Source organism: Paraburkholderia sediminicola, from assembly GCF_046026895.1.
Taxonomy (GTDB): domain Bacteria; phylum Pseudomonadota; class Gammaproteobacteria; order Burkholderiales; family Burkholderiaceae; genus Paraburkholderia; species Paraburkholderia sediminicola_C.
The window spans coordinates 1-2,112 of sequence record NZ_JAQQEU010000200.1; the positions used below are offsets into that span (position 1 = coordinate 1).

Genomic DNA, 2,112 nt, shown 5'->3' on the forward strand with positions numbered 1-2,112 from the left:
AAGGGAATCACGCATGAAGATTCACGAGTACCAGGGTAAGGAAATCCTGCGGAAATTCGGCGTCGCGGTACCGCGCGGCAAGCCGGTCTTCTCGGTGGATGATGCGGTCAAGGCCGCGGAAGAGCTCGGCGGCCCGGTATGGGTCGTGAAGGCTCAGATCCACGCGGGTGGCCGTGGCAAGGGCGGCGGCGTGAAGGTCGCCAAGTCGCTGGAACAGGTTCGCGAATACTCGAACCAGATCCTCGGCATGCAGCTCGTCACGCACCAGACCGGTCCGGAAGGCCAGAAGGTGAACCGCCTTCTGATCGAAGAAGGCGCTGACATCAAGAAGGAACTGTATGTCGGCCTCGTGATCGATCGCGTTTCGCAGAAGATCGTCGTGATGGCGTCGAGCGAAGGCGGCATGGACGTCGAAGAAGTCGCGGAAAAGACGCCTGAGTTGATCCACAAGGTTGCGGTCGATCCGTCGACCGGCCTGAAGGACGCTGAAGCCGACGACCTCGCGAAGAAAATCGGCGTGCCCGACGCTTCGATCCCGCAAGCGCGCGCGATCCTGCAAGGCCTGTACAAGGCATTCTGGGAAACCGACGCATCGCTGGCCGAAATCAATCCGCTGATCCTGACCGGCGACGGCAAGGTCATCGCGCTGGACGCCAAGTTCAACTTCGATTCGAACGCACTGTTCCGTCATCCGGAAATCGTCGCGTACCGCGATCTGGACGAAGAAGATCCGGCTGAAGTCGAAGCGTCGAAGTTCGACCTCGCGTACATCTCGCTCGACGGCAACATCGGCTGCCTCGTGAACGGCGCAGGCCTCGCAATGGCAACGATGGACACCATCAAGCTGTTCGGCGGCGAACCGGCGAACTTCCTCGACGTGGGCGGTGGCGCCACGACCGAGAAGGTCACCGAAGCGTTCAAGATCATGCTGAAGAACCCGAACCTGACCGCGATTCTGGTCAACATTTTCGGCGGCATCATGCGCTGCGACGTGATCGCGGAGGGCGTGATCGCGGCGTCGAAGGCTGTGTCGCTGAAGGTGCCGCTCGTGGTCCGCATGAAGGGCACGAACGAAGACCTGGGCAAGAAGATGCTCGCTGAATCCGGCCTGCCGATCATCGCGGCGGACAGCATGGAAGAAGCGGCTCAGAAGGTCGTCGCGGCCGCTTCGGGCAAGGCGTAAGCCAAGTCCATAGTGGCTTTTGCCAGGATTAACCAGGATTACGAATGGCGGCGCGCGAGCGACGCGGGCGCGCAATAGTGCGCCCGTGGCGCCACCGCACGAGGCCAAACGAACAGAGGTCAATACATGTCGATTCTGATTAACAAAGACACCAAGGTCATCACGCAGGGCATCACCGGCAAGACCGGTCAGTTCCACACGCGTGCTTGCCGTGAATACGCAAACGGCCGCGAAGCGTACGTTGCAGGCGTGAACCCGAAGCGGGCCGGCGAAGATTTCGAAGGCATTCCTATCTACGCTAGCGTCGCGGAAGCCAAGGCTGAAACGGGCGCGACCGTGTCGGTGATTTACGTGCCGCCGGCAGGCGCTGCTGCGGCAATCTGGGAAGCCGTCGAAGCCGACCTGGATCTGGCGATCTGTATCACGGAAGGCATTCCTGTCCGTGACATGATCGAGATCAAGGACCGTATGCGTCGCGAAAACCGCAAGACGCTGCTGCTCGGACCGAACTGCCCGGGCACGATCACGCCGGACGAACTGAAGATCGGCATCATGCCGGGTCACATCCACCGCAAGGGCCGCATCGGCGTCGTGTCGCGTTCGGGCACGCTGACGTATGAAGCAGTCGGCCAGTTGACGGCGATCGGCCTCGGCCAGTCGTCGGCAGTCGGTATCGGCGGCGACCCGATCAACGGTCTGAAGCATATCGACGTGATGAAGATGTTCAACGACGATCCCGAGACGGACGCCGTCATCATGATCGGCGAAATCGGCGGTCCGGACGAAGCGAACGCTGCCGAGTGGATCAAGGGCAACATGAAGAAGCCGGTGGTCGGCTTCATCGCTGGCGTCACGGCGCCTCCGGGCAAGCGCATGGGCCATGCTGGCGCGCTGATCTCGGGCGGTGCGGACACCGCTGAAGCGAAGCT

At 61.6% G+C, this 2,112-nt stretch carries 2 protein-coding genes; both read left to right on the forward strand.

Going from position 1 to position 2,112, the window contains the following annotated elements; all coding sequences use genetic code 11:
• Positions 1-13: 13 nt before the first annotated feature.
• A complete protein-coding gene (gene sucC, locus PQR02_RS40235) occupies positions 14-1,183 on the forward strand; it encodes an ADP-forming succinate--CoA ligase subunit beta (protein ID WP_020069250.1) in 1,170 nt (389 codons plus the stop codon).
• A gap of 126 nt (positions 1,184-1,309) precedes the next feature.
• A partial coding sequence (gene sucD / locus PQR02_RS40240) for a succinate--CoA ligase subunit alpha (RefSeq protein WP_408243356.1) occupies positions 1,310-2,112 on the forward strand: 803 nt, incomplete at its 3' end.